This is a genomic window from Halosimplex halophilum, from assembly GCF_004698125.1.
GTDB lineage: Archaea > Halobacteriota > Halobacteria > Halobacteriales > Haloarculaceae > Halosimplex > Halosimplex halophilum.
The window spans coordinates 189,405-213,421 of sequence record NZ_SRHV01000005.1 but is presented as its reverse complement, the minus strand read 5'-3'; the positions used below and the strand labels follow the sequence as shown (position 1 = coordinate 213,421).

14 protein-coding genes and 1 tRNA gene are annotated in these 24,017 nt (G+C 67.9%); 5 read left to right on the top strand and 10 right to left on the bottom strand.

Annotated features, from left to right (window positions below):
- Window positions 1-103 precede the first annotated feature (103 nt).
- Together E3328_RS17485 and E3328_RS17480 are read left to right on the top strand one after the other, a co-directional pair.
- Entirely contained in the window at window positions 104-1,096 is a 993-nt protein-coding gene (locus E3328_RS17485) for an alpha/beta hydrolase (RefSeq protein WP_135365925.1), read from the top strand.
- A gap of 378 nt (window positions 1,097-1,474) precedes the next feature.
- The gene (locus E3328_RS17480) at window positions 1,475-1,930 is read left to right on the top strand and encodes a GNAT family N-acetyltransferase (RefSeq protein WP_167837453.1); all 456 of its coding nucleotides are present in this window, start codon (window positions 1,475-1,477) and stop codon (window positions 1,928-1,930) included.
- 29 nt (window positions 1,931-1,959) lie between these two features.
- Here the strand turns inward: E3328_RS17480 and E3328_RS17475 are convergent, their stop codons facing one another.
- The 8 genes from E3328_RS17475 to E3328_RS22165 form a co-directional block, all read right to left on the bottom strand.
- Window positions 1,960-4,872 carry a hypothetical protein gene (locus E3328_RS17475; protein ID WP_135365923.1) on the bottom strand — a complete coding sequence of 971 codons (2,913 nt, stop codon included), beginning with the start codon at window positions 4,870-4,872 and terminating at the stop codon, window positions 1,960-1,962.
- A gap of 3 nt (window positions 4,873-4,875) precedes the next feature.
- The gene (locus E3328_RS17470; RefSeq protein ID WP_167837452.1) at window positions 4,876-5,811 is read right to left on the bottom strand and encodes an AAA family ATPase; all 936 of its coding nucleotides are present in this window, start codon (window positions 5,809-5,811) and stop codon (window positions 4,876-4,878) included.
- A gap of 337 nt (window positions 5,812-6,148) precedes the next feature.
- Window positions 6,149-9,337, bottom strand: coding sequence for a coiled-coil domain-containing protein (locus tag E3328_RS17465; RefSeq protein ID WP_167837451.1), 3,189 nt, complete (start codon window positions 9,335-9,337; stop codon window positions 6,149-6,151).
- Window positions 9,338-9,558: 221 nt separating this feature from the next.
- Window positions 9,559-13,998 (bottom strand): HEAT repeat domain-containing protein, encoded by a 4,440-nt coding sequence (locus E3328_RS17460; RefSeq protein ID WP_135365920.1) that lies wholly within the window; start codon window positions 13,996-13,998, stop codon window positions 9,559-9,561.
- Between the two features lie 4 nt (window positions 13,999-14,002).
- Entirely contained in the window at window positions 14,003-15,898 is a 1,896-nt protein-coding gene (locus tag E3328_RS17455) for a vWA domain-containing protein (protein ID WP_135365919.1), read from the bottom strand.
- Entirely contained in the window at window positions 15,899-16,747 is an 849-nt protein-coding gene (locus E3328_RS17450) for an ATP-binding protein (RefSeq protein ID WP_246023048.1), read from the bottom strand.
- A gap of 548 nt (window positions 16,748-17,295) precedes the next feature.
- A tRNA-His gene (locus E3328_RS17445) sits at window positions 17,296-17,367 on the bottom strand.
- Between the two features lie 284 nt (window positions 17,368-17,651).
- Window positions 17,652-17,822: a DUF7331 family protein gene (locus E3328_RS22165; protein WP_167837450.1), complete on the bottom strand. Its 171-nt coding sequence runs from the start codon at window positions 17,820-17,822 to the stop codon at window positions 17,652-17,654.
- Window positions 17,823-18,181: 359 nt separating this feature from the next.
- On the opposite strand from E3328_RS22165, the gene E3328_RS17440 reads away from it, so the two are divergent.
- From E3328_RS17440 to E3328_RS17430, 3 genes are all read left to right on the top strand, one after another.
- Entirely contained in the window at window positions 18,182-19,108 is a 927-nt protein-coding gene (locus tag E3328_RS17440) for an ABC transporter ATP-binding protein (protein WP_135365917.1), read from the top strand.
- Entirely contained in the window at window positions 19,105-19,953 is an 849-nt protein-coding gene (locus tag E3328_RS17435; RefSeq protein WP_135365916.1) for an ABC transporter permease subunit, read from the top strand. Before E3328_RS17440 ends, E3328_RS17435 begins: the two co-directional genes overlap by 4 nt.
- Window positions 19,954-20,120: 167 nt before the next feature.
- Entirely contained in the window at window positions 20,121-21,206 is a 1,086-nt protein-coding gene (locus E3328_RS17430; RefSeq protein WP_135365915.1) for a type 2 periplasmic-binding domain-containing protein, read from the top strand.
- 55 nt (window positions 21,207-21,261) lie between these two features.
- Here the strand turns inward: E3328_RS17430 and E3328_RS17425 are convergent, their stop codons facing one another.
- Window positions 21,262-22,980, bottom strand: coding sequence for an ABC transporter permease subunit (locus E3328_RS17425; protein ID WP_135365914.1), 1,719 nt, complete (start codon window positions 22,978-22,980; stop codon window positions 21,262-21,264).
- Window positions 22,977-23,915: an ABC transporter ATP-binding protein gene (locus E3328_RS17420; RefSeq protein ID WP_135365913.1), complete on the bottom strand. Its 939-nt coding sequence runs from the start codon at window positions 23,913-23,915 to the stop codon at window positions 22,977-22,979. The genes E3328_RS17425 and E3328_RS17420 overlap by 4 nt, the downstream gene beginning before the upstream one ends.
- Between the last annotated feature and the right edge of the window lie 102 nt (window positions 23,916-24,017).

Here is a 24,017-nt window from a genome sequence, read left to right as displayed (position 1 = left end):
GAACCGTCGAGCCGCCGGGCCGGATCCCGGGGCCGGCCCGCCCCGGTCGGGGCGGTTCCGGAAACCGTAGTTCTATACCGACTGGTCGTCCTCTTCGGATATCATGACGGCCGACGTCACCGTCCGCGAAGGGATCACGTACGCCGACCGCGAGACCGGCGAGCTGAAACTCGACCTCTACCTCCCGGAGCAGGAGAACCCACCGCTCGTCGTCTACGTTCACGGCGGGGGGTGGGTCGCGGAGACGCGCGCGAACATCCCCGATCCCGAGCGGTACGCCGCCGAGTGGGGCTGTGCGATCGCCAGCGTCAGCTACCGACTCCAGACGGTCCCCGACGGGGCGGCCGTCGAGGAGATGTACGATCCGTCGAACCCCACCCCGCGGGGCGCCTTCCCCGACCACTTCGTCGACGTGAAAGCCGCGATCCGATGGCTGCGCGCTCACGCCGGCGAGTACGGCTACGACGCCGAGCAGATCGCCGCGTGGGGCTCCTCGGCGGGTGGGCATCTCGCCCTCCTCGCTGGCGTCGTCGACGACATCACCGACCTGGGGGACGCCTTCGCCGACGAGGTCGAGCAGACCGTCGCGCCCGGCGAGTCCGGTGCCGTACAGGCCGTCGTCAGCTGGTACGGCGCCGCCGACTTCAGGATCGTCGATGATGGGGACGAAGAGGGCGACGGGCTCATTCCGCTGTTGCTGGGCGGCCCCCAGTCCGAACACCCCGAGCGGTGGGCACAGGCTAGCCCCGTCACGCACGTCACGCCCGAGAGCCCACCGACGCTGTTGATGCACGGCCGCGAGGACGAGGTGGTCGACGTGGAACACAGCCGCCGCTTTTTCGACGCCCTGGAGGAGGCCGGCGTGGACGCGGTCTTCTACGAGTTGCGCGACCTGAACCACGTCTGGGTCGAGGACGTCGAGGACATCGAGTCCGAGCGCGTGGCGATGGACCTGCTCGCGGCGGACCCGACCCACGCCCAGTCGGTCTACGAGGCGACACACGTCGAGGGCGGGTCGCCCGACCCCCTGCTCGCCGACCTCCCGCCCGCGGGCCCCGAGGCTATCCGGCGGTTCCTCGACCGGACTATCGAGTGAGCCGGTCCGGTCGGCGGCTGCCGCGAGGGGCCACGGCGTCGTGGTCTCGGATCGCGGACCGTCCGTAGACCGGGGCGCCGGCGGGACGCGAACCCGGTAGCGACGCTGCACGGCCCCCGGCTGGCGGTCGGCCAGTGAACTCGGACCCGTCCCGGGGATAGAGATTTACGGGAGGACCGATTCGATATCGGTGGTTGAAACGCATCCCGGCTACAGCAACCAACGATCCGGATCTGAGCTACTATGGAAGGTCCCGACGACCCGATCGTCCTGCCGGCCGGTGTCGAGGTACGGGCGGCCGAGGCGATCGATAGACGCGAGATCGAATCGCTCTGGGAGTCCCGGACCGGGCTCGGGATCGCTCGGGTACTGGACGCCGTGTTCCACGACGAGAAGCCGGCCTACGGCTTCGTCGCGACGAGAGTCGAAACCGTGCTCGGGTTCGGAGTCGTGATCTGTGTATCCAGAGCGGACGCCGTCGAGCGCTTCGATGTCTCGCTGTCCGAGTACCCGCTGGGGGAGGAGGTCGCGATCTTTCACGCCAGCGCCGTTCGCGAAGGCTGGGAGGGCAACGGCATCGGTTCGGCCCTGATGGACGCGAGGCTCCGGTTCGCCCGGAGCGCCGGCGTCGACTCGGCCGTCGGGACGGCGTGGCTCCGGCCTCACACCGTCGATTCGTCGGCCCTCTTCGAGAAGATGGGTTTCGAGCGGATGGACACTGTCGAGGACTTCTACCGCTCGCTCGACGACGAGCGCGAGTGCCCCGATTGCGGGACGCCCTGCGAGTGCTCCGCTGGGATCTACGTCTGGACACCGGCGGACGCCGCTGACTGACCACTGCGGTTCCCGCCGAAGTCGGTCCGTCAGTGACGCTGCGTCCGGAGGACCTGGTCGCGATAGACGTCCAACAGACGGTCCGCGAACGCCCGGTCGTTCACTTCGACGTAGGCGTCGTCACCGAAGAGCTCCGACATCCCGTACGCCGAGTCGACGCCGACGCCGATGACCCCGATCCCGTCCCGTCGGCTCCGTTCGATCTGTTCGCGGGCGTCCGACTTCGGGTCCGAACTGTCCGACAGGCCGACGTTCGGCGCGCCGTCCGTGACCACTAGCAGTATCCGTTCGTTCGCGTTCGCGCCGCGCAGCAGTCGGCGCCCTTCCCGGATCCCGTCCGCGAGCGGAGTGCTCCCGCCGGTTCCGACCGAGGAGAGGTGCGCGGGCTCGAACGGTTCGTTCGGGCCGGTCACGAGCGGGACCGAACGGTCCCGCCCGTGGAACCCGGCGGCGACGAACTCGTCGCCGAGGAGGTCGGCCGCGCTTGCGAGCGACGCGAGGGCGACTTTCGCCTCGAACCCGTCCATGCTGCCGCTGAGATCGATCGCCACGCCGAGACACCGCGACCCGGTCCCGGTGTGACGGCGGCGAGTGAACAGGCCGTCGTTCGGGAGGCGCCCGCCCGCCGACCGCGCGACCGCCGGCAGGTCGAGCCGATGGCCGGTGTGTGCCCGCACCTCGCGGCGCTCCTCCGGCGGGAACTGCGCGAGCAGTTCCCGGATCGTCTCGTCGAGCCCCCGCTCGCTCATCGCGTCCAGCACCTCCTGTGGGTCGCCGTGCCCGCCGATCCGGTCGTCGCGGTCGGCCCTGAGCCCCTGCAGTTCGCTGCTCGTCCGCCGGTCCAGGCTCGCGAGGTCGCCCAGCGCGTCGTCGATGACCGTCCCGTCGCTCTCCTCGTATTCGACGTCCACGATGCTCACTTCCCCCCGCGACGATGCCGACCGCCGCTCCGCGTCGGCCAGGAGCCGCTCGGTGAAATCGGCGTCACCAGCGCCCGCCGGGGCCGTTTCCGCGGGATCCCCGGCGGCGACCGACGCGTCGTCCCTCCGTTCGTTCGACTCGCCCGCCTCGGCGACCACGTCCTCCTCGTCGGTCTCGACGCCGTCGGTCGTCGCGTCCCCGGGCGCCGACTCCGTTGCCGCGTCCCCGTCGCCGCTTCCGGGGTCGTCTTCGTCGCGGCCCCCGTTTTTCCCGTCGGAACCGTTGGTCTCGCCCCGCCCGGGTTCGGCAACGGCGGCCGTGTCGTCCCCGGTCTGAGCCGCGAGACGCTCTTCGTCGAGGCGTTCGGGGAGATCGCGCTTCCAGTGGTCGCCGCGGGCACGCGCGAGGCCGCGCCGAGCGACGTAGACGAGCCCGTTCCACCACCGGCGCAGTAGTTCGGCCGTTCGGCGCAGAGCGGATCCGATCAGCGCCGGGACGCGGCGCAGTCCCGCCCGGACCGCGTTCCCGAACCGACGGAGCGTCGCCACGGCGGCGTCCCACAGCCCCGCCGCGCGAGCGACGAGCGGCTCCCAGACGCCGGCGGCGAGCGCCGCCAGCCGGACGAGCAGCCAGACCAGGAACACCGGGAACAGAGCGGCGACCAGGGGCGGCACGAAGAGCACGTACGGGACAACCGCGATGCCCTCCGACGGCCCCCAGTCCGCGAACGGTTCGAGGAACGGGTCGACGTGGTCCTCACCGACGACGTGCTCGGCGAGTTCGTACGGAAGCACGAACAGCAGGGTGTACCCCATCAGCAGCGAGTCCAGATCGACCGCCCGATCGCCGGGGAGACGGGCGTTTACGGCGTCGGCGGCCCCGCCCGCGGACGAGGCGACGGCGCTCCGAACCCGTTCGATCCCGCCCCTGAGGCCCCCCCGGAGCCGGGCGGTCGCGTCCGTGATGCCGTTCCACGCGCCGGAGGCGCGGTCGACTATCGGCTCCCAGTAGCCGAGGCGTCCCGTAACGGACCGACACGCCCCCCAGACGACGAAGACCGGGAACAGGAGCGGATAGAGGAGGAAGAGCAGGTTGAACGGCCCCTGGGGGAGCGGCCTGTAGAACGATTCGAGCGCGTCCTCGAAGCCGAGGTACGGTGCCGCGAGGACGACGGGGAGGAGCGGGACCGTCCCGATCAGCTCGACGATGTCGCTCGCCGTGGTCGGCTCGTCGGACTCCTCCGATCCGGTCTCCCGCGGTTCGGCGTCCGTCTCCGGAGCCAGCGTCGCGGCGTGTTGAAACGGGAGGTCCAGCTCCTCGCGGAGGTGTCGCTCGGCCGTCCGGGGATGGTACAGCCGGTCGACCACCGTCTCCAGCACCCGGTTCGCGACCTCGTCACGGAGCTCGGCGGAGGCCCCGGGTTCGCGGACGCGGTCGAGTTCCGTCCCGACGTACGACAGCGTCCCGCGGACGTTCTCGGAGGCCGACTCCAGCCCCGCGACCCGCCCGGTGTAGGCAAGCTCGCGGACGCCCTCGAGCAGCGCGGCGTCCTCCCGGAGCCCGTCCACGCGGGGCTGCTCGTCGAACGTCGCCTCCATCCGCCGGGCGTATGCCCCCGCGAGCCCCCGGTACTCCGAGAGGCGGGCCGCGGTGACGTGGGCGTGCTCGACCATCCGGTGGACGAACGTCGCGACCGGTTCCGGGTGGGCGGTCCCCGCCGCGAACGACTCGGTCCGGTCCCAGCTGTCCACCCGCCGACAGTACGACAGGTGGTTGACCGTGTCGAGCAGCAGTTCGTACTCCCGCTCGCGCGAGAGGTCGGCGTCGAGGTACTCGTCGACCCTGGCCGGGAGTACGAACTCGTGAGACGGACCGTCCTCCCACGTTCGCCGCTCCTCGACCCCGAGCTCGTCGCCGAAGTCGATGTCGACCTCGTCGTCGCCGTACACCGACCCGAGGCTCTCGAGCACGCGCCGGAGTTGCGCCCGCCCGGCGTCGGAACCGTCCTCGCCCGCGGTCATCGGTCAGATGTCGTCCTCGTCGATCGCGCTCCCGGCGAGCACGTTCTCGACGAGCGTCGAGCGGTCGTCGCCCGAGACGCGGCCGGCGAGGTCGGACGCCACCCACTCCCTGGCGGCGTCCTCGCCGAGCGGGGCGCTCTGGACGTACGACCGGACCGTCGAGACGACCGTGGAGACTGCGTCCGGCTCGTCGTAGAACGGCCGGAGTAGCGCGTCTCGGAAAGCGGTCATCATCGGGTCGTCGATCCCCTCGTCGTCGTAGATGCGGGCGGTCTTCAGCCACTCGAGCACCAGCGCCGTCGGGATCCCCCGCTCGACCGACGACCCCGCGCGCGCCGCGGTGTCACGTACCTCGTTGACTGCGGTGAGGACGACCCGTACGAGCGGCCCGGGAACCGCCGTCCGGTTCGTGACCAGTTCGACCGCGGCCTCGAAGTCCGACTGCGCGAGGTACGTCATCTCGAACTTGCTGCCGTAACGGCGTTGCTCGGCGAGATCGAGCTGTTCGACGAAGTACTCCGGGCCCTCGTTGGTCGTGACGACGACGACCAGGTTGTACGGGTCGGCCTCGACGATCTCGTTCCCTCGCCCGGTGTGAACTTTGGCACGCCCGTCGAGGATCGGGAACAGGATACCCTTCGCCTCCGGTCGAGCCCGGTTCACCTCGTCGAACAGGAGGACCGTCCGGCGCTGCTGGCTCGACCTGAGCGCTCTGGTCACCGGCCCGTCCTGCCAGTAGACCGTCCCGTCGAGCATCGTCGGACTGCCGAGCAGGTCGGTCTCGCGGATGTCGTACAGCCCCTGCACCGTGAACAGCGGCGCGTCCAGGTCCTGGGCGAGCCGGCGGACCGCCGTCGTCTTCCCGCAGCCCGTCGGCCCGGTGAACCAGAACCGCGGGAGTTTCTCGACGTCACGGGCGTTCCGAACGACTGTCTTCACCCGCCGCAACTGACCCGTGTCGTGAAACGGCGGCACGCTCTCCGGGACCGCGTAATCGAAATCCTCGCGCCTCCTGTGGGGTATCAGTTCCCCGCTCTGGCTTTCCTGTGCGGTCATTGTAAACGCCGGATCGATGGTGTCACCGTCGGGTGTCTTCGTAGTTTACCAACAGTTTTCGACTCACTGATAGAGATATTCCCACCCTCGATGGAACGGTCCCCGATCCATTCAGTTGTGTGAGAATCAGGTTACCACTTCAAAACGGCGATACCGGTCGCAGGCGCGAGACACCGATCGAAACAGAGATAGCGAGCGTCGCCGCGTATACATGCGCCCTCTACTGTTCAGATCCGGCCGTAACGCTGCTATGGAACGGTGTGAACCGATAGTGATCCTCGAGAAGAGAGTCGGCAACATCGGGGTCTCGTAGTAACTGCAGGTCCCGCTCGTCAGTGAGGTCCAGCAACGACTGCCGAGCGACGACCATCCCGTCGCCCTCCTCGACGAACCGGGTATCGTCGCCGTCCAACCCGTACGCGTGGTGAAGTAATGGTGGGTCCGCCCGCTCGACGGCTCTCTCGTACGCTTGTTTGTACCCTCCCGAACCGGCGACCGGTTCGAGATCGTCCAGCGAGACGCCACCGACAAAAGTCATCGCGGATACGCCCCACGGAGGGCCACCGGGGAGAGCAGTTGACCGATACGTGTCTCCGTCGGCCTCGAACCGCTGGCGCAGAGGCCCCCCGACCTCGGACAGTTCTAGCCCGTCGAGCGGGCCACCGGGTTCGAACCCGGAACTCAGGAATACCGATTCGACCCGCCGGTGATCGACTCGCTGTCCCTCGGAGTGGTACGTCTCCTCCACGACCGGAAGTCGGTCGGCCTGTGCGAAAACAGAGTCAGCAAGGGCCTCCTCCAGAGCCGCTCGGTCTTCGTCCCGTAGTTCGACATCAGCCAGTGCTGACGCTTGTACGAAACGTTCTGGACTCCCGGGAGAGAGCTGCCGGAAGATCTCCGTATCGTCGGTCGACATCACCGCATCGAGTTCCGAACGGATGTGCTCCCAGTGATCCTCATCTCGGCGCGTGAACTCGGTCGCATGCGTTTGATTGATCTCCTCTACGGCCCGGAGAAATTCGAGCCGCTGTTCGAGATCGGCGAGCCGGTCGTCGGTAGCGTCGAGCGCCTCGTCAAACGGTTCGACCCACTGAACGCGCAGACGACGCTCCGCAATCGTCCGGATCTCGGATTCGATGTCCGAGTCCGTTTCCAGCGATTGAATCGCCGATTCAAGCTCGGGGCCGACTCGTTCGGCGTCGGGTGGCCACCGAACACCGTTTACTTCGTCGGGAACCCTGTCGAGGAGTTCGTCCCGAAGCGCTTCGCGACGTTCATCGAGCGCTGTGAGGATTCGATCAATGCGTTTCTCGTACTTATCTCGAACCCTAGATGCGTCGAAGCCACCGACGAACCGACAGCGAAATCGGCTTTCGAACGGTTCGTTCGGTTCGACTTCGAACAGGTCGTCCTGAATCCCCCGGATAGCGTCGTGATATTGGTCGCGTAACTCGTCCCCGCGTAGCCACCGTTTCAGCAGGTGTGCCTGTTCAGAGCTGAGATATATTTCCCTGGCTGCTCTGACTGCTTCGAGGTTGTTCCGAATACGAGTCTCGTCTATCGGTTCCATACCCAGTTCCCGCCGTAAGTCGTTCAGCTCCCGAAACTGGGTGAATTCCAACTCCGGGCTGTTTTCCGGAGAGCTGGCTTGCGTGATATCGTGAGCGAAGCGTTCGAGCGCTTCCTCTAGCGCGGTATGTAGCTCTTCCAGCCTGCGATAATTGCTCTCGAACGCGGCTACCCACTCGAGATCGGTATGCACGTCTGCTAGCCAGTCGTGCGAAGCGTCTTCGACGAGATGCGCCACCTCGTCTCGAGTTTGCTCGATCGTTGTAGCTCGGTCCGAAAGCTCATCGAGTCGGTCGCGGAGCTCGTCTCGCGCATCGAACAGCTGCGGCACGATGGGACCATGCTCGCGGTCGAGTATCGCCCGGAGCAGGTCTTGAGGGCGGTCCGCTTCGAATAGCCGTGCGCTTGCGACCAGGCGAGCGCGCGCTCGGATAGCCGCAAGCTCGGAATTCAAGCATTCCGTCAGCTTCTGCGACGTGATGTCGTCGTACTTCTCCGGCGCGATATCCGGGTCCCTGTCGTAGATGATCCGCAGTTTCCTGCGACGCTCTTCGGACGGCGACAGATCAGATTTGGGCGCGGTTACACTACTCTCGAGTTGATCGAACCAGTGCAGCCAGTCTTCGATCGCACCGGTCGCAACCGATCCGAGCACCTCATCCTCGAGTAGCGAACGGACGTGTTCAATTCGCTCGGTCAGGTCAAACACCTCCAGGTCCTGTAATCGAGAGAAAACCACGTTCTGGTGCTCCGGTTGCCCCTCGTCGAAGACCGTTTCCACGCCGGTATCACCCGTCTCGTATGTATCGAGGTAATTCGGTAATTCCGCCTCGAGCGCTCCGTAGAACTGTAGCTCGTGGTCGAGAGACTCGGTTCTATCCTCGAGGAATTGAGTAAACACCGCCTCAGACTCCGCAATTGACGGGGTCGTGTACTGTGAGATACCAGCAGTCGCAACGGTAAATGGAGCATGCCTGGGGGGACCCACATCGAGGGAGGAGTTCAGCCGTCGAGCTCCGCGTGATAGATTGGCGTGTCCGACTAAGGCGTTGACTGCGACCGTCGTCGTTTCGCTCCAGTCATCACCGGGCGGATCGACGAGCACGACGCTCTCGAACGGGGATCGATCAGTTAGAAAGCAGTATTCGAGTTCCGAAAGCGTCGTATAGGCGTTGATCAGTGCGTCCGAGCTGCTATCCCGAGATGGGAGCAGTCCCAACAGGTGGATACTCGCTCCAGCCGCCGCTTCTCGCGCGAGATCTAACGCCACACCGGATCCCGTGCCCCCGCCCAGCCCGGCGACAATGACGGCGTCTTCGCCCGCGTTGAGGGAGGACAGTAAGCTGTCCATCCCGTCGCGCGCTTTCGCGGCGTGAAACAGTCCCTTGGCGATCGCCCGTTTACGTATCGTTCCGTGGGCGAACGACTCGAGACCCCACTCGGTGTCGTCGGCAGTCAGCCACCACGTCGAAAGTCCACTGGAATCGATGACCTGTTGGGCGATCTGGTCCTGTCTGAGCAGGTCTGTATTTGCGACCGCATCTGCGGCATCGGCTAGATCGAGATACTCCAGCCGATGGGAAACGCCCCCCTGTCCGAGGGCCTGTGCAGTCTCTTCGATCCGTCGTGAAATTTCGTCGATCTGGTCTAGATCGGTTGATCTCTGACTCCGGTCAGTATCGAGTACGTACGCGTCGAACAGCCCGCTTCCCTGCTGGTCATCGAGTCCCGCCTCCAGAATCCAGTCCGTATTTAATGCGTCGTAAACAACGCTTTTTCCTGCACCCCCGATACCGACAACGACATCCGGAAAATCGATGAACTCGTCCTGAACAGCCATCCTACGACACATTACAATTTAGCGACTTATAGGTACGGGTAGTGACAAAGGACAGACCTGATCGCGGTCTCGCTCGATGGGCGGACTGTTAGATCACCGGTCACTGGCGACCGATCGCTCCGTGGACCGCCTCGCCTGCGGCGAGCGGTGCCCGACTGGACCGCCGCAAAACGGACCGTCGAAGAGGAGAGTCGGGCCGAAACGCGGCTCCGCCACACCAGCTAGCGGTCTTCGATACGGTCCTGATACGGCGGGAGTGGGTCCTGCCCGACGGCTTCCAGTTCCGCGAGACAGTCGGCCGCCTGCCGGCGAACCTGTCGGTCGTCGTCCGAGACCGCCTCCAGAAGCGTCGTCACTGCCCGGTCACGGACGGCAGGGTAACGCGTGCCGAGTTCACCGACGAGACGAATTGCCGTCTTTCGCACGTTCCCCCGGTCGCGCGACTCACTGTAGTACTCGACTGAAGCTGTGAGCACCGTCTCGGGGTCGAGTTCCGCGTGCTGTAACAGGTTCACCACCGCTTCGACGACAGTTTCGCGGACCCGAGTCCCATCGCTGAACAGACCGAAAAGGTGTGCGATGACTTCGTCAGCAGGGACGACATCTGTCTCACCGAGTTCGGTCAGCGTTTCGATGGCATCGACACGAATTCCCCAGTTGCGGTCGGAGCTAGCGTCGAGCAGGACCGAGATACCGCTCCGGTGAAGCCGTCTGTCCCCTGTGAGCGGGAGCAGCGTTGTGAGGGAGTCGAAGATCGCTTCGTTTCGATTGAGCGTTATCTCGTGATCGAGGAGTTCCGCGATGACAGAGTCGACGCGATCCGACGACGCGTGCTCGACGAACGTTTCTAGCGTGTCCGTGCGGGACGCCCCTTCCGTGATCGTGAGGAAGTGTGCAGTCTCTGCCGGTTCCGGGTCCGGTTTCGTCGGGTCTTGGGGCCAGCGTTCGAGTACCGTCTCGTAGCAGTCTAATCCACCGAGCGCCGCCACGCGTGCCGTAGCCCGAGCCAGGGCGCGTGCGGTGACGTGGTCGTCGCTGGACACTCCGTACGTTCCGCCAGCGGCCGAGCCGTCCATGTAACCAACTGCTTCCGAGATCAGCCAGTCGAACCGGTCGGCGACGGGAGGACTGTCCCGTGTACAGGTGCCGACGACTCGAAGCAGCCAGTACAGCGAGAGCGGTGGCACCTCCACGTCAGCGAGATCAGAGACGATCGCGTCGTCGTATCGGTCCTCCAGACGGTCGGACATGGCGTCGAGATGTCTGCGTACCGACCCGGGAGAGCCGTCGGCGATGGCGGCGAGGAGGCGGCCGGCGGCTTGACTGACTGGTGGACGGTCCGTCTCTACGAGTGCCGCGAGCGCCGTCTCGGCAACGCGGTCGCGTCTCGGAATCTCGTCCGGGGGAAGCGTCGCTAGCGCCGGGAGGAGTGCGCCCCGGACGACACGGTCCCGGCAGAACCGTTCGGTGAGCGTGTCTGTGATAGGCGCGAGCGCGCCGGCTTCGACGTCACCGATGTGGGCGATCGCGGTGGCTGCGGCCCGTCGGACGCCTCGTTCGCGGGCGCGAAGCCGGGTTTCGAGTTCCGACACGGCGCGGTCAGTGACGGTCGGGTCGACGGCTCCACAGTGACCCAGCGCTTCGCAGCAGGCGATCGTGACGTGGCGCGGCCCGTCGAGCGCGTCCGCGGCCGCGTCGACGAGCGGCGTCGTGACATCGAGTCCGTCGCCGACGAGGTGAGCCACTGTTCGCGCGGCTTGCGCGCGGACGACGGCGTCCGGGTCGCGCAGTCGTTCGACGAGCACGTCTTCGACCGGTGAATCGGCCGTTTCCGCTGGGAGCGAGCGCAACGTACACAGTGCAACGTCTCGGACGGGCGGCGTCCCGAATCGCGCGTACCGCCGTATCACGGGGGAGAGCGCGTCTCGTCCGACAGCGCCGGGCGGGATCGATTCGAGCCCCGGTGCGGAACCACCCGCGGGCTCGGGCGCGAGAGTTGCGAGCGCCCCGAAGAGCGTGTCCGGTGCCGCCGCCTCGTCGAGGGCGACGGCGCTCGCGAGGAGGTGCTGGCGAACGTAGGGACGAAGGTCCGGATCGTGGGCGCCGATAGTTACCAGCAGTTCGGCCCCACGCCGGCAGTGGTCGGGATCGGTCGCCGCGAGATGGGTCGCGATCTCGTCGACCTGCTCCATCGTGGCGTCTTCGGGGCCCTCGAGATGGGTGGGCAAGGACTCCGAAGGTTCAGCGCCGTCTTCGCCGAGGGCGGTGGCAGCACGGCGGACATCGGGGCTCGGGTGTGCGGTCCACGGTGCCAGTTCGCCGTCACCGGGCGCGGCAGCATCACGGCCGACGGCTTCGAGTAAACTCGCCGTGAGCTCGCCGTCGTCGCTCCAGAACCCGTCCCGGAGCCACTTCGCCGCGGGGACCGTCTGGGGAATGGTCTCGGCGAGTCCGCCGAGCCATCCCGTGTCGTTCGCGTATCCAGGGGCTATCGGACGGGCGCCGAACGGCGATTCGCGGCCCCGACAGCGGAGATACAGGCGGGGATGAGCGGTGACGATCTCCGCCAGGGTTTCGGCGTTCATTTCCGGCAGCGTAGCGATCGGCGGGTGATTTACCAGAATACGGGCGGCAAATCTCGGTGTGTGGTCCGCGAGGAGGCGGAGACAGGCGAGGGTCGGTGTGTCCTCGTCGCGTTCGGCGAACGAGTGAAGCCGGTCGATAGCCCGGTCGCGTATCTCCGTGTCCGCTGTGCCGAGGAGAAGACCCGTAGAGAGCCACGCGACGGCCGGCGGTGACGTGTCTTCGGCACGGACGATATCCCCGAGGGTTTCGGCAGTTTCCCGGTCGATAGTGCCGCCGTTCGCAACGGCCCGGGCGAGCAGTTGCGCGCTGGACTCCGTAGAGTCATGTCCGGTCGGGAAAGAGCCCAGCAGCGTCAGCGCGGCGTCAGTTACGAGCTGTGGTGACGCGTCGACGAACGGCTCGAGCGAAGGCCCACTCGGTTCGGAGCCGAACAGATCGCCCAGGTCACCGTCCCCGTCCTCGTCTTCGTCCTCGGATTCGCCGTCGCTCTCCAGCTCGTCTCGAAGGAAGCGACGCTGCAATTCGATAGCATCGCCGAGGAACGCCGGGTTCCGCGTGTCACACGCCGTCAGTACGCGCGCCGCATCGTCTCTCACTGTGGGGTCGTATTTGAAGACGCTCTCGGTAACGTGCCAGAGCGTGGGAGCGACGGCCGGATCGGCTTCGACGAGCGTCTCGAACTCTTCGAGCACCTGTCTGCGAGCCCCTTCACCGTCGTCCGCGAGGAGCGACTGTAGTATCCCGATCGCCGCCAATCGGTGGTCGGGTGACTGGCGAGCGATAACGCCGCACAGTTTCGCCGTCGCCTGCTGGTCCGCGAAGCCGCCCATCTCGGAGATCGCTCGGGCGAGTTCCACGTACCGCGGGATGTCGGGGAGCGTAACGCCGCGGTCCTCGAGTTCGTAGAGCGGGTTCAGGGTCTCGAAGAGGCCTTGCGACGTGAATTGAGCCCAGACCAGCATGTCGACAACGTGGGCCGCGATGTCGGGGGAATCCGTCCGGATCTCCTCGACGACGGTCAGGAGCAGGCTGATCGCAGCCCCCTCGACATCGCCGTCGCCGTCGGCGAGACGCGGGAGGACTCGTTCCCGTAACCGGTGTAAGTCGACGGTGGCGGGATCGAACGTGTACTCGAGTGCTTTGAGCGCGGCGTGACGGACTTCCCAGTCGTCGTCATCGGTCACCCGCAGGAGGTCGTCGCGGTATTCGCGGACTGCGCTGGAGTTCTGGCGAGCGACCTGCTTCAGCGCGATCGCGGCCGCGCCTCGGACGTCGGAGTCCGGATCCGCCAGCCGAGCGGCGATCCGGTCCAGATACGGTTCGACGCGGTCCGGACGGGGGGTTCCGAGCGTCGCGGTTCGCTGGATGTCCGCGACACGCCCCAGCGCTTCAATCGCCGTTGCCCGCACATCGGATACGGGGTGGTCGACACGCGCCGCGACCTCGTCAAGACCGGCGAGGTGGTCGGGAAGGATCCACCCGATCCGGCCGAGGGTTTCGAGCGCGTCGACGATAGTCGCGGGGTCGTCACTGTCGAGGTCCCAGACTCGACCGGCGATGACCGGACGGAGCATCGCGGGTTCGTCCGTCGCGGTTCTCGTCACGGCCCACGCCGCCTCGACCGCGGTGTCCGTCACCGCACTCTCGGTGAGGCCCACGAGCGGCCCGAGAGCCGGTTTCACGACGCCTGGCGCAGCCTCACCGAGGTCACCGAGGAGCGCAGCAGCGAGCGCGGGACGGACTTCTGACTCGGCGGGGTTCGAGAGCGCCGTTCCGAGCGAGTCCACCAGCGGCGAGAGGGCGCGCGGCCGTCGACGGGCGAGACCGCGCAGCGCGGCCAGTTCCTCGGGGGTCAGTGCGCGCCCCGGACGTAACGATGACTCGACCGTGTCGACGGCGTCGATGACGCGGTCCGGACGCGTCTCCGTCGCCGCGACGAGGGTCCGGAGCGCCTGTTCGCGTACCGGGTCTGGTTCGGCGTCGAGGTGCGCGAGCGCGCGGTCGATAACGTCGTCGGGCGTCGAACGTCCGGTCGCGAGTGCGGCGCGTAGTTGTCTCGGTGATTCGCCCGTCACGGGATCAGGCCTCCGTCGAGAGCAGCGTCCTGACGAGCCGCTGGAGCGTCCGTTCGAGCGAGTCCGTATCCGCGTAGATGATCTGGTCGAAGAACTCGGTGTGCGCTCCCGGTTCCGCCCCGATGTACACGCCGAACACCGGGAACGTACACTTTTCGAGCTCCGACCGGTACCGCGTCGGGTCGTCGGGTTCACCGTCGGTAACGACGACGACGAACGGGTACGAGCCGTCGCCGCGGTCGATCCGTTGTCGACTCACCGCGACCGCTGTCGACAGCGGCGTCCCCCAGTTCGCGCGCTCGGTCATCAGGCGGTCGACGTGGTCCGCGGGGCGTGCGCCGAACGGGACTTCGAGACAGGGATGGCCCTCCCAGACCGACAGGACGGAGACGTCGACGCCCACTTCGAACAACGCGTGTGCGAGCTGCGCGGTCGCCGTCTCGGCCGTTCGGATCGGGTCGCCGTCCATCGACCCGGACCGGTCGAGGACGACGAGACAGGAGTAGTCTTTCATCGTGCCGGACTCGCGGCGAGTGAACACGCGCTGGGTTCCGCGGGTCGCCGCGACCAGTCGTCGGCCGTCGAGGCGACCGGTGCGGTGCCCGCCCGTGTCCCGGGGCCGCCGCTCGCGCCTGAGCTGCGTCGCCAGGTCCTGCTGGAGCTTGCGCGACCGATCGACGGCCGCGGTCCATCGCTCCGTATCCCCTTCCTCGACCGGATCGACGACAACGACTTTTTCGAGGTCCGTCGTGTCGTCGACGATCCCGAGCAGTCGCCGTGCCTCCCGTTCAAGCGGCGACCGCCTCGCGGTTCCCCGTGAGGCCTGCGCCCGCGTTCGCTGCCGAGCGACGCGGCGAACAGTCTCGTCTTCGAGCGTTCCGGGCGGACGGTGGTCATCAGGAGCACCCGCCTCGGTCCCCCGCCCGGTTCTAGGCTGTGTCGCCCGCTCGCCGCGTCGGTCGCCGGTGACGTGTTCGCTGGCCGCTCGTCTATCGGGGAGTTCGTCCGCCGGCTCGACGCCCCAGCGCTGCCGTGCCCGCGCATCCGCGGGACGGACCGGTGCCGTCTGGAGTCGGGTGCTCTGCAGCGGCGGGAGCGACTCGAACGCGGCTCTCGCGGTCTCGAAGAACTCGCGCGCCCGGTCGACGCGTCTCGTCCCGCTGGGTTCGGACAGCATCTCGGTCACGTAGTCGTCCATCGCCGGAACCAGGTCGACGAGCGCCGCTCGCCGGCCGTTGTGGACGACGCGCCGCTCGTTCGCCGGGTCGACGATCGCCTCGAACCGCCCGCTGTCCACGAACCCCCGGTCGAGCAGCCCGACCGCCAGCGCTTCGAAGACGGTGTAGGACTGGACGGGGTCGGCGTCGACCGTCTCGAGGTCGAACAGTTCGACGTACTGGCGGTGTCGGCGGTCGGCGCGCTCGGCGAGCACTTCGTTGAGGACGACGAAATCGCCGGTGACGTTGAACTCGTTGGCCACCTGGGTTTCGACGACCGCGTCCTCGACCGTGTTGTACACCATCCGGAACAGGTCGCGCCACCGGCCGCCGACGGTCTCCAGACACTCGCCGAACCGGTCGAAATCGGAGTAGTAGACGTGGCCGAGTTCGTGGAACAGGAACGCCACCTGCAGTGACCGGTCCCAGAGCCCCTGTGGAAGGTCGGTTCCGTACTGCTCGTATTTCTCCGTGGGGATCAGGATCTCGTACGCCTCATCGTGTCCCTCCTCGTCGGGTCGTGCCAGCGCCCGGTCTTCGTCAAGCGCGACAGTCACGTTCGTCCCCCGGTCCGTACAGAGCGACGCGAGACGTTCGAGTTCGCGGCGGCGCTCCTTGGACGCCCGCTCGGGCGTCGAAAGCGCGGCGAGGTCGGCGGTGCTGGTCTCCTCTGTCAGGTGCATCTACAGTCGCTTGTCGATGAGCGTTCGGACGAGCGATTCGTCGTACTCGTCGACGCGGGCGACGAGTTCGCTCCGCGCCGCCTCCTGCAGCGGCATGAAGTCGTCCTCCATGAACCGGGCGATCCGCACTAGCTCTCGCGTCGTGACCGGCGTCGAGAGCTCGCCGTCCATGTACGCCTCGCGGAGCCGACTCGCGAAGGACACCAGCTCGGCGATCTGCGCTTCTTTCCCCCTGTCCAGGTCTGTCCGGTCGAAGATCAGGTCCGCTTCGACCGACTGGGGCAGGTACGAGAGTTTCACGTGCCGGAACCGGTCCTCGAAGGCGTCGTTCAGCTCGTAGGTGCCCTGATAGCCCGGGTTGGACGTTGCGACGACGCGGAACTCCTCGTGGGGCGTGATCTGTTCGCCGGTCTGGGGGATGGTGAGCGAGCGGGTCGCCCGTTGTTCCATCACGGCGTTCAGCGCCGCCACGGTGTTGGCGTCCGCCGCGTTGATCTCGTCGAGCAACAGGACCCCACCCGCTCGAACGGCCCGGGTGAGCGGCCCGTCGATCCACTCCGTGACCGTGTCCCCGCCGTCGGAACTCACCAGATGGAGGTGACCCAGCAGGTCCTCCTTGTACGTCGTCTCGGAGAGCGTCACGCGGTACAGCGGCCGGTTGGTCATCGCGCAGATATACCGTGTGAGGAAGCTCTTCCCGACCCCCGGCGGGCCCTTGAGCACGACGTTCATCTCCAGTTCCAGCGCCCGGGTGACGATCTCGACATCCGTCCGATCACCTTCGATCTGTCGGTGATGATACGCGTCCTGTTCGAGCGATGGGATGTTCTCGTGGCCAGTATCGGCCAAGATCGACAGTTCACTAAACGACTCACCCGTGCGTGACCCGACTGCCGTAGTCTCGTTCGCCATCGAATTCACTGAATTTCCGTTCGTCATTCGTTCCATGAACGCTTACCGCGAACCCGAACTGACCCGAACCTCGTCGTAGATGACAGCTAACCCACCGAAGATTCCCCGTTGACAGCACATCTTCCGGTTCATCTGGTAAAGGCTTTGTTACGACTTGGGAGGCAATGTCAGGAGGCTCGACTCGGACAACCGAACCAATCACACAGATCAACTTGATTGAGGCCTGTGTTTGGGAAATTAGATCACATCGCTCATTATCGTGATGGCCTGCAGGGGCCCGCGTCCCGCACTCGGGACAGACTGTCGCGGTCGTTTCGACAGTCGGGATCCGGTCGGGCATCACCGATCCGCTCCAATCGGCAACCCGATCATTGACGATTCCAACAGGAGAACACGACCCCTTCATCTCGACGACGAATAGCACACCCGCGGCTAGCCACGATATCGAAACCGAAGAACAAGGCCGTGAGGGCCTTTATTTCTGAGTCCGGGTGCGAGAATCGAACCCGCGTCTCAGCCTCCACAAGGCTGAAGGATAACCACTACCCCAACCCGGACACGCTCCGTCGAGGCGTATCGGGATAGCCGGGTAGAATTGAAATACGTTACGACTCCCGGGCCGGCGTGTGACGTAGCGTCACGCATCAGTCCACGAACGCCGGGACGCTGAACAGTACATACCCACCGAGTACGCTCTCGTTGCTACTATCGAAACAGCCACAGCCAGCGGTCCGACGCGCCAAATTATCCACCGAGCCCTCGCTGGTGGGAGCAAGCCGAGAAGATCGCCCCGAAGGCGACGAAAATCGTGGAGGGGTGCCGGGGTGTCCGTCGCGGTGGGTTACCGCTCGACGGCGACCGCGGCGTCGGACTGGAGCCAGGCCTGGTCGTTCTCGGTGTCGTGGACGAGCGTGATCTCGTCGTCGCCGTGGCCGTACTGGGTCGTGATGTACCGCTGGCGTCCCTGTTCGTCGTGGTCGTGCGTCGCGTCGTGGTGTGTCGTGTCGGTCATTGTGATCGAGGGGACAGTCACGGGTGGTCGCCCCGTGAGCGCTTCGGATACGGGTAGGATCCGTTCGGGGGTAAGTATCCCTTCAATGCCTGTTACCCCTGGGCGACCCCCCACGCTATGAGTGTAGCCCCCCGGGGGAGCCCTCGTTGTGGGGATAGGGTCGACTTATCGGTCGTTAGCCCCAGATACGGACGAACGTACGATCGCTCCTGTAGTACGTACCGACCACCGGGTAAACCGCCCGTTACGTGTAGATAACTCGATAATACTTATCGCGACTATCGACGGAGTGGGTGTGTGAACGGGACAACGAGCGCGGACGGTGCGGCCGGCGGGACGCGTACGGAGGACGATGGCTGATGGCGGCGATCGAACTCGACGGGCTGACCAAGCGCTACGGCGACGTGCTGGCGGTCGACGACCTCGACCTGGAAGTCGAGGAGGGCGAGATATTCGGCTTCCTGGGCCCGAACGGCGCCGGGAAGTCGACGACTATCGACGTGCTGCTGGATTTCGTTCGGCCTACCGTGGGGTCGGCGACGGTCCTGGGCCTGGACGCACAGACCGACAGCCTGGCGGTCCGCCGGCGGATCGGCGTCCTCCCCGACGCCTACCACGTCTACGACCGCCTCACCGGGCGCCAGCACCTGGAGTTCGTCGTCGACTCGAAGGACGTCGCCGGAGCGGACATCGACGAAATCCTGGAACGGGTGTCGATCGCCGAGGCGGCCGACCGGAGGGCCGGCGGCTACTCGAAGGGGATGCGCCAGCGGCTCGTCCTCGCGATGGCGCTGCTGGGCGACCCGGATCTGCTGATCCTCGACGAGCCCTCGACGGGGCTGGATCCCAACGGTGCCCGACAGATGCGGGAGATAATCGAGGCCGAGAACGACCGCGGGACGACCGTCTTCTTCTCCAGCCACATCATGGAGCAGGTCGAGGCGATCTGCGACCGCGTGGCGATCATCAACCGCGGGCGGCTCGTGGCCGTCGACTCCATCGACGGGTTGCGCGGCCAGACCGAGACGGTCACGACGCTCGAAATCGACGTGGGCGGCGCCGACGGCGAGGACGCCGAGGCGATCCGCAACCGCATCTACGTCACGAGCGCGACGCTGGCGGGCGACCGGCTGGAGGTGACGCTGACCCGCGACGGCTCGAAGTTCGCGGTGCTGAAGGCCCTCGACGAGCGCGGCGTCGAGATCCGCGACTTCTCGATCGACGAGTCCTCGCTGGAGGACCTCTTCGCCGAGTACACGACCGAGCGACAGGAGGTGTCCCAGTGAGCACCCTCGCCGTCGCGAAGAAGGACTTCCGCGACGCCGTCCAGTCGCGGGCGCTGTGGGGGCTACTGGCCGTCTTCGTCGTCCTCTCGGTCGCGCTCACGTACGCCTACGTCGAGTTCCCGGCGCTGGTCAGCCCCGGGGCCGACCCGTCGCTCGGCGGGCTGGTCTTCTTCACGGCGGGGATCGTCAGCCTGTTCGTCTCGCTGTCGGCCATCGTGATCGGCTACAGGGCCATCGCCGGCGAGCGGGAGATCGGCAGCGTCAAGCTCCTGCTCGCGCTTCCCCACCGCCGACGGGACGTGCTCTTCGGGAAGCTGCTGGGCCGGACGGCCGTCCTCTCGCTGGCGCTGGCGGTCGGCCTGGCCGTCGGCTTCGGGTTCGCCTTCGCCATGCTGGGATCGCTGGACGCGACGACCGTTCTCTCCTTTCTGGCCGTGACGCTGCTGTTCGCGGCGGTGTACGTCTCCGTCGTGGTCGGCATCTCGGCGACGACCGGCTCGACCTCGCGGGCGACGACGCTGGCTATCGGCTTCTTCGTCGTCTTCGAGTTCCTCTGGGACGTGGTGCCGATCGCCGCCGTCTACGTCGCCAACGGCTTCGCGCTCCCCCGGCAGATGCCCGACTGGACGGTCCTCGTGATGCAGGTGCCGCCGTCGACGGCCTACACCGCCGCCCTCACCGCACTGTTGCCCGGCGTTGCCGACTCGCTGCCGACCCGGACGTTCGCCGGCCAGGGCGTCGACGCCTTCTACGCCGTCCCCGAGGTCGGGTTCGCCGTCCTCGCGTTCTGGCTGGTCGTCCCGCTCGCGGTCGGGTACTTCCGCTTCGACGCCGCAGACCTCTGAGGGCGGTCGCGCCGTCCGGTCCGGCGGGGTGGTGGGCTCGTCTCGGGGACGGGCGGGGCGACGGGGCGAGCCCCGGGTCCGCGGAGCCCTCGGACTGGCTCGACTCAATAGCCCTCAATAGCCGCGAGTATCCGGTTACAAGGCCGAGGCGGGCGAGCGATCCGCCGATGACAGCGAACAACCCGAGGGGACCGAGCAGGCGCGCGGTGCTCGGGTCCGGCGCCGCCCTCCTGGCGTCGCTCGCGGGCTGTTCGGGCCTCGTCGGGACCGAACCGGCCGACACCCGGACGCCGCCCCATCGGTCGTCCCCGCCGTCCGAGACAGCGAGCAGCGGCCCGGCCGAACGGAGTTCCCCGGCGCGGACGCCCACCGCCACGGCTCGGCCGGTCGGGCCGGTCCACCTGCAGGTCACGGGCGACCTCTGGCCGGTGGTCGGCTACCTGGCGCGGGCGTGGAACGCCAACCGGTCGCCGGAGGGCGGGGGGATCTGGTCGGGCGCCGCCGAGGCGCTCGACGCGGAGGCGCGGCTCGCCGACCACTTCGCGGCCGAACACGGGATCGACCCGACGGGGACCCGTTCGGACCCACCGTTCGGCCTCCTCACGTCGGTCGCCGCCCCGGAACCGACCGCCCGCGACCTCGCGGCCGGCCGCGTGGACGCCGGCGAGACAGACCGGGGAGCGGTCGACCGTGTCGCGTCCGAAAGCGAGGACTGGCCGGACCCGGTCGGCCACACCGTCGCGCGCGAGGGGCAGGCGTTCGTCGTCAGCCCCGCGCTGACCCAGGCGGGGGTGACGCGGCTGACCGTCGCCGAGATCCGCGACCTCTACGCCGGCGAGGTCGGAAGCTGGGCCCCCGTCGGCGGTCCCGACCGCGAACCCTACGTCGTCGCGGGGCCGACGGGAACGCCGGACCCGCGGATCGAACGCGAGTTCTTCGGAGCGCGGCCGATGGATGGGGTCGACGTTCGGTTCGGGCGGCACGACGGCCGCGCGAAGATCGTCGAGGAGCGCGACGACGCGGTCGCGTACCTGGGCGTCGGCGCGGCCGCCGACCGGTTCGAGGCGCCGGCCGTCGCCGTCGACGGGACGGCCCACGGCGTGCGCGATCCGGGATACCCGACGACCGATCCCGTTGCGGTCTACACCCGCGGGCCGCCCGACGAGCGCGAGGCGGCCGTGGTCGACGCGCTCACGTCGCCGGTGGGTCGCGAACTGGTCCGCGGCGATCCGGAACTGATCGCGGTCCGGTAACCGGTCGGAGTTCGGATCGTGGGCGCTCCGCGGGCCCGCAGCCACGGAGCCGCGCTCACTCGATGTCGCGCGACCGGAAGCGCCAGTAGCCGACGGCGACCGGGACGACGAACCAGAACGCGAGCACGCCCGCCAGCAGCAAGCGGCGCGACCCCGAGACGATCCCCAGCGAGCCGTAGGCGTTCGCGGGGTTGGCCCACTGGAGGTAGTGGTACCACTCCGGCGGCGACCCGGGGGCGTACGCGAGGTCGCCGCCTCGCGGGAACTCCCCCTCGACCAGCCAGTAGGGGACGCCGACGAGTGTCCGCCACAGCCTGGTTATCACCAGGATCGCGCCGAACGACGCCCCGATAGCCGTGATCCGCCCGCCGGCGAACGCGGAGATGCCGACCGAGATCCCGAACAGGGAGAGCCCGACCCCCGCCATGGCGGCGACCCCCAGCGCGAGCGGCCCGGGGTCGACCGCCGTCGGCCGGACCCACAGGATGGCCACCGCCGCGAGGGCGCCGACGAGCACCGCGGCGACGTAGAGCGCCGCTCGACCGGCCAGCTTCCCGACGACCACGTCCCGCCGCGTGACCGGATACTCGGTCACGACCTTGAGGCGGCCGGTCTCCGTCTCGTCGACGATAGCGAGTGCGCCGAGCAGGACCGTCGCGATGACGACCGGATACGGCGTCCCGAGTTCGCCGAACAGCGGGCCGTACGCCGTCCCCAGCGCGGGGAGCGACGCCTCCGCCGCCGCGCTCGGCCCCGGCACGCGCAGCGCGGCGAGGACGAACTCGCCGACCAGCACGACCACCAGCGCCGGGACCAGCCAGGACCGCCCGATCGCGGCCAGGTCGGCCAGCGCGTAGCTCAGCGCCGGGCGGTCCCGGACCGACACCGGGAGCGAGGGCGTCGGGAGTTGCGGTCGAGACACCGAGACCGCGTCGAGCCGCCGGCGGAGCGCCGCGAGTCGGCCGCCCGCCCCGGCGTCGAGGTCCCGGTTCCGGAACCGGAGGTAGCCGACCGCGACCGGCACGACGCCCCACGCGACCAGCACGCCGAGCGAGAACCAGTCGATGGCCCCATGGAAGTGGTTCGCGCCGGTGTAGGCGTTGTTCGGGTTGAGCACCTGGAGGTACTGGATCGCCTCCGGGTCGGCCGCGATGACGAAATCCAGCTCGCCCTGGACCGGGGGACGCCCGTTCAGGAACCGGAAGACCGGGCGGACGACGACACCCTCCCAGTAGTTCGCGAAGAAGACGTACACGCCCAGCGCCAGCGCGAGCGCGCGGAGGCGCGTGCCCGTGACCAGCGAGGCGCCGACGGCGATGCCGAAGTACGCCAGCGCCAACAGGAGCGTCAGCGCGGTCGCGAGCCCGAGCGCGGACGGCGAGACCCCGTCGAGGCGGACGACGAGGATCCCGACGGCCAGCGCCTTCGCGGCCAGGACGACCGCCGCCAGGACGAGGCCCCGGCCGAGGACCTTCCCGACGACCAGGTCGCGCCGGGCCAGCGAGACCCCCGAGAGGACGCGCAGGCTGCCGCGCTCGCGCTCGGCGGCCACCGCGAGCGCGCCGACCAGTATCGCCGCCAGGGCCACCGGCCGCTCGAAGCCGTTCAGCAACACGAGCGCCATGCGGTCCACCGAGGAGTTCGCGAACAGCCGTTCCGAGGCCCGCGCGACCAGCGGGAGGGTGACGACCCCGATCAGCCCGACCAGCGCCCACACCAGCCGCGACCGCCGGGCCTCGCGGACTTCCTTGTGAGCGACCGTCAGCGCGTTCACGGCCGTCCCTCCGCGACCGCGGTCCCGCTCCCGGATTCCCGGTCGGTGTAGGCGGCGAACAGGTCCTCCAGCGACGGGTCCCGGACCGTCACGTCCTCGGCCGCCATGCCCGCCGACTCGACCCGCCGGATCACCGCCGCCTTCGCGGCCGGGTCGCGGCAGCGGACCCGGAGGGTGCCGTCGCCGGTCGTTCGCCCGGTGACGCCCTCGATGTCGTCGAACTCGACCGGCCGGACCTCGTCGACGTGTACGGCGACCCGGGACTCGGCGCCCAGCGCCCCCCGGAGCCCGGCCAGGGTGTCCTCGGCGATGAGCTCGCCGTCGCGGAGGATGCCCACCCGGTCGCAGAGCCCCTCGACCTGGTCGAGGATGTGACTGGAGAAGAAGACGGTCGTCCCCCGCTCCAGTTCCTCGCGGACGATCCCCCGCAGGTCGGCCATCCCGTTGGGGTCCAGCCCGCTGGAGGGCTCGTCGAGCACGAGCAGGTCGGGGTCGCCCACCAGTGCCATCCCGAGGGCGGTCCGCTGGGTCATCCCCGTCGAGTAGCCGCCGACGCGCCGGTCCCTGTCCTCGGGGGCCAGGCCGACCCGCTCCAGGACCGCGTCGGGGTCGTCGTCGGCGCCCTGGAGGTCGTTCGCCAGCTCGATGTGCTCGCGCCCCGTCAGCCGGTCGTAGAGGGCGTATCCCTCCGGGAGGATCCCGGTCCGCTCGCGGACGGCCGTCGACTCGCGCCCGGCGTCCAGCCCGAACACCGTCGCGCTGCCCGCCGTCGCCGTGGCGTACCCCAGCATGACGTTGATCGTCGTCGACTTGCCGGCGCCGTTCGGCCCGAGGAAGCCGTAGGCCTCGCCCGCCGCCACTTCGAGGTCGAGGTCCTCGACCGCCGTCGTCCCGCCGTACTCCTTGGTGACTCCGTCCAGGTTGATGACAGCCATCGGTACGTATTGCTCCGAAAATACGTCTCCGTCATCATTAATCTACGCACACGACCGGACGGCGTCGCTGGGTCGCTCCCTCCCCCGGTCCGGCGGCCGGGC

What these genes read in the sequence shown, in the direction of transcription:
- E3328_RS22165 (WP_167837450.1), bottom strand. Translation starts at nt 17,822, where the DNA reads ATGACCGACACGACACACCACGACGCGACGCACGACCACGACGAACAG.
- E3328_RS17475 (WP_135365923.1), bottom strand. Translation starts at nt 4,872, where the DNA reads ATGACCGCGGGCGAGGACGGTTCCGACGCCGGGCGGGCGCAACTCCGG.
- E3328_RS17485 (WP_135365925.1), top strand. Translation starts at nt 104, where the DNA reads ATGACGGCCGACGTCACCGTCCGCGAAGGGATCACGTACGCCGACCGC.
- E3328_RS17440 (WP_135365917.1), top strand. Translation starts at nt 18,182, where the DNA reads ATGGCGGCGATCGAACTCGACGGGCTGACCAAGCGCTACGGCGACGTG.
- E3328_RS17455 (WP_135365919.1), bottom strand. Translation starts at nt 15,898, where the DNA reads ATGCACCTGACAGAGGAGACCAGCACCGCCGACCTCGCCGCGCTTTCG.
- E3328_RS17465 (WP_167837451.1), bottom strand. Translation starts at nt 9,337, where the DNA reads ATGGCTGTTCAGGACGAGTTCATCGATTTTCCGGATGTCGTTGTCGGT.
- E3328_RS17430 (WP_135365915.1), top strand. Translation starts at nt 20,121, where the DNA reads ATGACAGCGAACAACCCGAGGGGACCGAGCAGGCGCGCGGTGCTCGGG.
- E3328_RS17420 (WP_135365913.1), bottom strand. Translation starts at nt 23,915, where the DNA reads ATGGCTGTCATCAACCTGGACGGAGTCACCAAGGAGTACGGCGGGACG.